Here is a 478-nt window from a genome sequence, read left to right as displayed (position 1 = left end):
GGGCCCGCTCGCCGCGCCGATTTCGGCGGCGATCAACGGAAACGACATCGTCGCTGCCTCGGTGCTGTCGGGCAATCGCAACTTCGAGGGCCGCGTTTCGCCTGACGTGCGCGCCCACTTCCTCGCCTCGCCGCCGCTGGTCGTCGCTTAAGCGCTCAAGGGCACGGTGACCGAGGACTTCACCACCACCCCGATCGGCCAGGCGACCGACGGCACCGACGTTTACCTCAAGGACATCTGGCCGACCACGAAGGAGATCAACGCCTTCATGAAGAAGTTCGTGACCTCCGCGATCTTCAAGAAGAAGTATGCCGACGTGTTCAAGGGCGACACCAACTGGCGCAAGATCAAGACGGTCGAGAGCGAGACCTATCGCTGGAACATGTCGTCGACCTACGTGCAGAACCCGCCCTATTTCGAAGGCATGAAGAAGGAGCCGGAGCCGGTCACCGACATCGTCGAGGCGCGCATCCTCGCC

The 478-nt window shown here is 62.8% G+C and carries 1 protein-coding gene and 1 pseudogene; both read left to right on the top strand.

The window, feature by feature from the left end; all coding sequences use genetic code 11:
• Positions 1-19 precede the first annotated feature (19 nt).
• A complete protein-coding gene (locus AACY52_RS32500; RefSeq protein WP_370468079.1) occupies positions 20-151 on the top strand; it encodes an aconitase family protein in 132 nt (43 codons plus the stop codon).
• Positions 152-166: 15 nt separating this feature from the next.
• Positions 167-478, top strand: a pseudogene (locus tag AACY52_RS30600) (aconitate hydratase); the annotation flags it as partial.

Origin of the sequence: Pseudomonas sp. EA_65y_Pfl1_P113 (assembly GCF_963970525.1) — a bacterium.
Taxonomy (GTDB): domain Bacteria; phylum Pseudomonadota; class Gammaproteobacteria; order Pseudomonadales; family Pseudomonadaceae; genus Aquipseudomonas; species Aquipseudomonas tritici.
This window is presented reverse-complemented; position numbering and strand designations above follow the sequence as displayed.